Genomic DNA, 6,446 nt, shown 5'->3' on the forward strand with positions numbered 1-6,446 from the left:
GGGCTGAGAGGACCAGCACACATGCACAGCACACTCTTCGCGCACATCCCGGTGGAGTCCACCGAGCGCTACACACTGCAGAACCCGCAGTTGCTCAAGACCGACGTGACCCGGGGCGGCAGCCCGGTCCTGGCCCGGCAGGGCGCGATGGTCGCCTTCGAGGGTCAGATCGAGTTCGACAGCCAGTACCGCAGCCGCAGCTGGCGCAACGTCGAACGGCTGACCGGTGAGCACTTGGAGCTGATGCGCTGCAAGGGCAACGGGATCGTGTACCTCGCCAACTTCGCGCAGTACCTGCACATCATGGACGTCGGCCGCGGCATCACCGTCGACTCCTCGGCGGTGCTGGCCTTCGACGGGTCGCTGGGCGTCGGCATCGTCGCCGTCGACAGCGCCGTCGAGGTGGCCTCGGCGGGGCAGTACAACCTGGAGCTGTCCGGGTCCGGGCAGGTCGTTCTGATGACCTCGGGCGAGCCGCTGGTCCTGGAGGTGACGCCGGAGAAGAACATCTGCTGCGACGCGGACGCGGTCATCGCCTGGTCGACGTCCCTGCGCACCCAGCTCCAGGCCCCCACGTCCACCTCTGCCGTGTGGCGGCGCCGGGGCTCCACCGGCGAGGGCTGGGAGATGCACTTCGGAGGCACCGGCCATGTCCTGGTGCAGCCGAGCGAGCTGCTTCCGCCGCAGCATCTGCGCACGTCGGGCGTGCTCGGGCAGTTCGGCATGGGCTCGGGCGGGCTGAGCGGCAACTCGCTGGGCGGCAGCCGCAGCTGACGTCGCGCGCGGGCAACGGGTAAGGGGCGGCCGACATGGCGACCGCCCCTTACTTCTTCCTGCATGCATCCGTCCTCGCCGGTCCTGGCGGAGCCGTCCGAGGGGGCGTCCGCCTCAGCAGCCGAGCCTCGCGCGGGCGGCCTCCAGCAGCCGTACGACCGAGTCGTCGGCGACATCGGCGACCTGCCCGTAGGCAAACCAGCGCAGGTCGAGGGACTCGTCGCTGATCGCCTCCACCGCGCCGACGGGGGCGAGCGCCGCGTACTGCACGTCCAGGTGCCAGGCGCAGGGCGTCAGGTGCCGGTCCAGCCGCACCGGGCCGCCGGGCAGCAGGGCGAGCCCCGGGATGCCGGACTCCTCTGTCCCCTCGCGCAGGGCCGCCGACGCGAGCGTCGCGTCCGCGGGCTCGCAGTGGCCGCCCATCTGCAGCCACATGCGGAGCTTGCGGTGCAGGGTGAGCAGCACGCGCTCCCGCTCGGGGTCGATCACCAGCGCGCTCGCCGTGATGTGCCCGTCCACGCAGGACTTCCACATGCCGTCCGGATGGGCCGCCAAATGGTCCAGATAGGTCTGGCGCAGCTCGGGCTGGTCCTCGTACTCCTTGAGCACGAGGACCGCGTCGTCGTGGAGGCTCACTCGGCGCCGTCGCCCTCCGCGTCGTCCTCCTGCTTCTTGGCCGGGTCCGGCTTGTCGGCCGGCTTTCCGCTCGCGCCGCCGGCCGCCTCGCCGAGCATCTTGTCCAGCTCGGAGAAGTCCAGCTGCTCGCGGTGGACGAAGCCGTCCGGATCGTCCAGGTCGTGCGCCGTCGGCAGCATGTCGGGGTGCGCCCACAGGGCGTCGCGGCCGTCGACGCCGCGCGCGTCCGTCAGGGACGCCCACAGGCGGGAGGCGTCCCGCAGCCGGCGCGGGCGCAACTCCAGGCCGATCAGCGTGGCGAACGTCTGCTCGGCCGGGCCGCCCGACGCGCGGCGGCGGCGCAGCGTCTCGCGCAGCGCGTCCGCCGACGACAGCCGGGGCTTCGCCGCCGCGTGCACGACCGCGTCCACCCAGCCCTCGACCAGCGCCAGGGCCGTCTCCAGGCGGGCGAGGGCCGCCTTCTGCTCGGGTGTGTCCTCCGGCTGGAACATGCCCTGCTGGAGGGCGTCCTGCAGCTGCTCGGGGTTCTGCGGGTCGAACTGGCCGACCACGTCCTCCAGCTTGGCCGTGTCCACCTTGATCCCGCGCGCGTAGCCGTCGACGGCGCCGAACAGGTGAGAGCGCAGCCACGGCACATGCGCGAACAGGCGCTGGTGGGCGGCCTCGCGCAGCGCGAGATACAGCCGCACCTCGTCCTTCGGCACGCCGAGGTCCTTGCCGAAGGCCTCGATGTTCACCGGCAGCAGCGCGGCCCGCCCGGCCGGTCCGAGCGGCAGACCGATGTCGGTCGAACCGACCACCTCGCCCGCGAGCACGCCCACGGCCTGCCCGATCTGCGTGCCGAACATGGCGCCGCCCATCGAGCGCATCATGCCGATCAGCGGGCCGGCCATGGCCTGCATCTCCTCCGGCAGGACGTCGCCCATGGCGGCGCCGACCCGCTCGGCGACCGGGTCGACGAGTTCCTGCCACGCGGGCAGGGTCGCCTCGACCCACTCCGCGCGGCTCCAGGCCACCGCGGAGCCGGCGCCGGACGGCAGCGACGTGGCGTCGTCGAGCCACAGGTCGGCCAGGCGGACGGCCTCCTGGACGGCGTTGCGCTCGGCGGGGCCGACGCTCGCGTCCTTGGTGCCGTCCTGGGTGCCCTGGGCGACCGTCTGGCGGGCGATCTGCTTGGCCATGTCCCAGTTCACCGGGCCGCCCTCGTAGGAGAGCATCTGGCCCAGCTGCTGGAAGGCGGCGCCCAGGTCGGTGGGGTTCAGCGAACCGAACATGGCAGCGAACGGATTGTCCGCACCGGGGCCACCCAGGCCTCCGGCGCCGGGCAGCGACCCGAAACCGAACGGGTTGGCCGGTCCCTGCCCACCACCGCTCTGCTGGTCCTTCTTCTTGCCCTCGTCGCCGTTCTCCGGCTCCTCCGGCGGAAGGCCGAATCCGAATGGGGTGTCACTCACGGGATTCCTCGGCTGGTAAGGCCACCGGTTCTTTCCGGCGGCACGACTGCCCGACAACACCACCCAGCGTAGACACCCGGGGCGGTTCGGGCCTCGGTGCTTCGCCGACACAGCGTCTGCGGCAGGATGGATGCCACCTGGTACGTACGCGTCACTCGCGCTCGTATGTGAAGACAACCGCTGGAGACGCCCGGTGAGTTCCCCAGATCCGCAGGTTCGCGCAGCGCGAAACCACTCAACCCCGCCGGTGCCGCGCGGGCCCGTCGTCGCGGTCACCGGCGCCGCGACCGGCGTCGGCGCGCTGCTCACCGCGCGGCTGGCCGCGTCGGAGGAGATCAGGCAGGTCATCGCCATCGACGAGCGGCGCGGCGAGTGCCAGGAGGCCCGCTGGCACATCCTCGACGTGCGCGACCCGGCCATCGCGGAGAAGCTCCGCGGCGCCGACGTGGTCGTGCACCTGGCGCTCGACCTCGACCTGGAGACCGACGCCGCCGCCCGGACGGCGTACAACGTCCGCGGCACCCAGACCGTGCTCACCGCGGCCGCCGCGGCAGGCGTCCACCGGGTGGTGCTGTGCACCTCGGCCATGGTCTACGGCGCGCTGCCCGACAACGAACTGCCGCTGTCGGAGGACGCCGAACTGCGGGCCACCGCGGAGGCCACCGGAGTCGGCGACCTCCTGGAGGTCGAGCGGCTCGGCCGGCGCGCCCCCCGCGCGCACCCCGGCCTCAACGTCACCGTGGTGCGTCCGGCCGTGCTGGTCGGCGGCACCGACACCGCGCTGACCAGGTACTTCGAGTCTCCCCGGCTGCTGGTGGTGGCGGGCTCGCGGCCGGCCTGGCAGTTCTGCCACGTCGAGGATCTGTGCAGCGCCCTGGAGTACGCCGTCCTGGAGAAGGTCGACGGCGAGCTGGTCGTGGGGTGCGACGGATGGCTGGAGCAGGAGGAGGTGGAGGAGCTGAGCGGGATCCGGCGCATGGAGCTGCCGTCGGCGGTCGCGCTCGGCGCCGCCGCCCGGCTGCACCGGATCGGGCTCACCCCGTCCCCGGCGGGCGACCTGGCCTACACGATGTACCCGTGGGTGGTCAGCGGCAGCCGGCTGCACGACGCCGGCTGGCGGCCCCGGTGGACGAACGAGGAGGTCCTCGCGGAACTGCTGGAGGAGGTCTCCGGGCGGCACACCGTGGCCGGCCGGCGGCTCGGCCGCAAGGACGCGACGGCCGCGGGCGCGGCGGGCGCGACGGTCGCCCTGCTGGGCGCCGCCGCGGTGGTACGGCGGGCGCGCAAGGCCCGGCGGCGCATCTGACCGGCGCGGTCCCGACCCGCGTACCGCTCGCGGACGACCGGCGCGTCCCCATGGGTGCCCCTGAAGGACCCCCGCCGCGCACGCGCGCGTGGCCGACGACGACGCCATTTCGCCTCCCCGCGCGCGTAGGGCACGATGGAGCCATGGCAGCCACCAACGATCATCCCGGTGAGCAGGGCGCGCAGGACCCCGTGAAGCTCATCGCCGTCCGGGACACCGCGCTCTCCCTGGACGAGGTCTTCCGGGCCGTCGGGGACGACGCGGCCGGCGGGACCGCGCTCTTCGTGGGCACCGTGCGCAACCACGACGGCGGCGCCGACGTCGACCGGCTGGGGTACTCCTGCCATCCGACCGCCGAGGCCGAGATGCGACGGGTCGCCGAGAAGGTCGTGGCCGACTTCCCGGTGCGCGCGCTGGCCGCCGTCCACCGTGTGGGCGACCTGAGCGTCGGGGACCTGGCCGTCATCGTCGCCGTCTCCTGCCCGCACCGCGGCGAGGCCTTCGAGGCGTGCCGGAAGCTGATCGACGACCTCAAGCACGAGGTGCCGATCTGGAAGCACCAGACCTTCTCGGACGGCACGGAGGAATGGGTCGGCGCGTAGCGCCGCCGTCGAGCGGTGGTGGGCGCCTGCCAACCGAGTGAGACGGCCTGCCGACCGGGCGGACCGGCGCGCGCCCGCCGTTCACCCGAGCCCCGCCCGGCCCTCCGGTTGCGTAACCGCACCCCTGACGTGAGCGTTGTCAGTGCGGATGGTTAATCTGCTGATCAGTCAGTTGCGGACGCTCAAGGGGTTGGGAGGTCGGCATGGCGGCACTCGCCTGGTTGCTGATTCCGCTTGTGGCTGCGATCGGCGCCGGACTGTGGGGCACGTGGGCCAACAGGACCCGCAGGATCCGGAGCGACGGACCCGAGCTCGACGGATACGCCCGCTTCCGCGCGGCCATGGAGAAGTCGCACACCGGCCGCTGACGGGTGCGTGCAGAGCGGCCCTGACAGTGCGCCGTCAGCGGCGTCCCGTAATGTCGAGTCATGCCACGCCGCACCGCGACGATGCTCGCCTCCACCCTGATGCTGATCGCGCTCCTGTGCGCGGGAGTGCTCATCCCCGTGCCGTACGCGGAGATGTCCCCGGGGCCGACGGTGAACACGCTGGGGGACCACGACGGCGACCCGGTGCTGCAGATCTCCGGACGCAGGACGTATCCGACGGACGGTCACCTCAACATGACGACCGTCCGCGTGACCAGCGCCGAGTACCGGATGAACCTCGTCGAGGCGGTCTACGGCTGGCTGGCGCACGACAACAAGGTCGTCCCGCACGACACCCTCTATCCGGACGGCAAGACGGAGGAGGAGTCGACCCAGGAGAACGCCGAGGAGTTCAGCCAGTCCCAGGAGAGCGCCAAGGTCGCCGCCCTGAAGGAGCTGGACATTCCGGTCGAGTCCTGGGTGATCGTCTCCACGGTGGTCAAGGACTCCCCGGCCGAGGGACGGCTGCACGCCGGTGACGTGATCAAGGCCGTCGACGGCACCGCCGTGCACGAGCCCACGGACGTCGCCGAACTGGTGACCAAGCACCAGCCCGGCGAGGACGTCGTCTTCACCATCGTGCCCGCCAAGGAGCAGGCCGCCGCCGAGAAGGAGAAGCGGGCCACGAACAGGACGGAGAAGGTGACCATCACGACCGTCGCCTCCGAGGACGGCGGCGAGAAGCGCGCCATCGTCGGCATCTCCGCCGGGACCGACCACACGTTCCCGTTCGACATCGACATCAAGCTCGCCGACGTCGGCGGCCCCAGCGCCGGACTGATGTTCGCCCTCGGCATCTACGACAAGCTCACCCCGGGCAGCCTCACCGGCGGCAGCTTCGTCGCCGGCACCGGCACCATCGACGACGACGGCACGGTCGGCCCCATCGGCGGCATCGAGATGAAGACCGTCGGCGCGCGAGACAAGGGCGCCGAGTACTTCCTCACGCCCTCCGACAACTGCGCCGCCGCAGCCAAGGACACCCCCGAGGGCCTGCGGCTCGTGAAGGTCGGCACCATCGACGACGCCCTCGCCGCCCTGAATGACATCCGCGCGGGCGACACCGACGACCTGCCCCGCTGCACCACCGACAGCTAGAAAGACCGCGCGGCCGAAACGACCTCGGGGGGGGGGGGGGGGGGGCCCCCCCCCCCCCCCCCCCCCCCCCCCCCCCCCATCCCCTAACACCACCCCCCGCGCCTCGGGCCGTCCCGGTACCCGGTGCGAAACCGGGGGGGCATTCGTC

General features: G+C 72.4%; 7 protein-coding genes. 5 read left to right on the forward strand and 2 right to left on the reverse strand.

The genetic code is table 11. The features are described from left to right. The first annotated feature begins 21 nt into the window (after positions 1-21). Positions 22-774 (forward strand): AIM24 family protein, encoded by a 753-nt coding sequence (locus ACZ6KF_RS09315; protein ID WP_356626478.1) that lies wholly within the window; start codon positions 22-24, stop codon positions 772-774. Between the two features lie 114 nt (positions 775-888). Here ACZ6KF_RS09315 and ACZ6KF_RS09320 read toward each other — a convergent pair whose 3' ends face one another. Beyond that, entirely contained in the window at positions 889-1,410 is a 522-nt protein-coding gene (locus ACZ6KF_RS09320; RefSeq protein ID WP_356626480.1) for an NUDIX hydrolase, read from the reverse strand. Next, a complete protein-coding gene (locus tag ACZ6KF_RS09325; RefSeq protein ID WP_356626481.1) occupies positions 1,407-2,864 on the reverse strand; it encodes a zinc-dependent metalloprotease in 1,458 nt (485 codons plus the stop codon). The genes ACZ6KF_RS09320 and ACZ6KF_RS09325 overlap by 4 nt, the downstream gene beginning before the upstream one ends. 193 nt (positions 2,865-3,057) lie before the next feature. Here ACZ6KF_RS09325 and ACZ6KF_RS09330 point away from each other — a divergent pair, with 193 nt between their 5' ends. The 4 genes from ACZ6KF_RS09330 (at position 3,058) to ACZ6KF_RS09345 (ending at position 6,298) form a co-directional block, all read left to right on the forward strand. Further along, positions 3,058-4,170 (forward strand): SDR family oxidoreductase, encoded by a 1,113-nt coding sequence (locus ACZ6KF_RS09330; RefSeq protein ID WP_356626482.1) that lies wholly within the window; start codon positions 3,058-3,060, stop codon positions 4,168-4,170. A 143-nt stretch (positions 4,171-4,313) separates the two neighbouring features. Further along, on the forward strand, positions 4,314-4,772 hold the full coding sequence (locus ACZ6KF_RS09335) for a molybdenum cofactor biosynthesis protein MoaE (protein ID WP_356626483.1): 459 nt from the start codon (positions 4,314-4,316) through the stop codon (positions 4,770-4,772). 203 nt (positions 4,773-4,975) lie between these two features. Then, complete coding sequence (locus ACZ6KF_RS09340; RefSeq protein ID WP_356626484.1) at positions 4,976-5,140, forward strand: hypothetical protein; 165 nt, start codon at positions 4,976-4,978, stop codon at positions 5,138-5,140. Positions 5,141-5,200: 60 nt separating this feature from the next. Next, a complete protein-coding gene (locus tag ACZ6KF_RS09345; RefSeq protein ID WP_469237868.1) occupies positions 5,201-6,298 on the forward strand; it encodes a YlbL family protein in 1,098 nt (365 codons plus the stop codon). Positions 6,299-6,446: the final 148 nt, after the last annotated feature.

The organism is Streptomyces sp. NPDC046379 (assembly GCF_055587785.1).

Excerpts from the sequence above, each read along its gene's own strand:
- ACZ6KF_RS09315 (WP_356626478.1), top strand. The coding sequence starts at position 22 with ATGCACAGCACACTCTTCGCGCACATCCCGGTGGAGTCCACCGAGCGC.
- ACZ6KF_RS09335 (WP_356626483.1), top strand. The coding sequence starts at position 4,314 with ATGGCAGCCACCAACGATCATCCCGGTGAGCAGGGCGCGCAGGACCCC.
- ACZ6KF_RS09340 (WP_356626484.1), top strand. The coding sequence starts at position 4,976 with ATGGCGGCACTCGCCTGGTTGCTGATTCCGCTTGTGGCTGCGATCGGC.
- ACZ6KF_RS09345 (WP_469237868.1), top strand. The coding sequence starts at position 5,201 with ATGCCACGCCGCACCGCGACGATGCTCGCCTCCACCCTGATGCTGATC.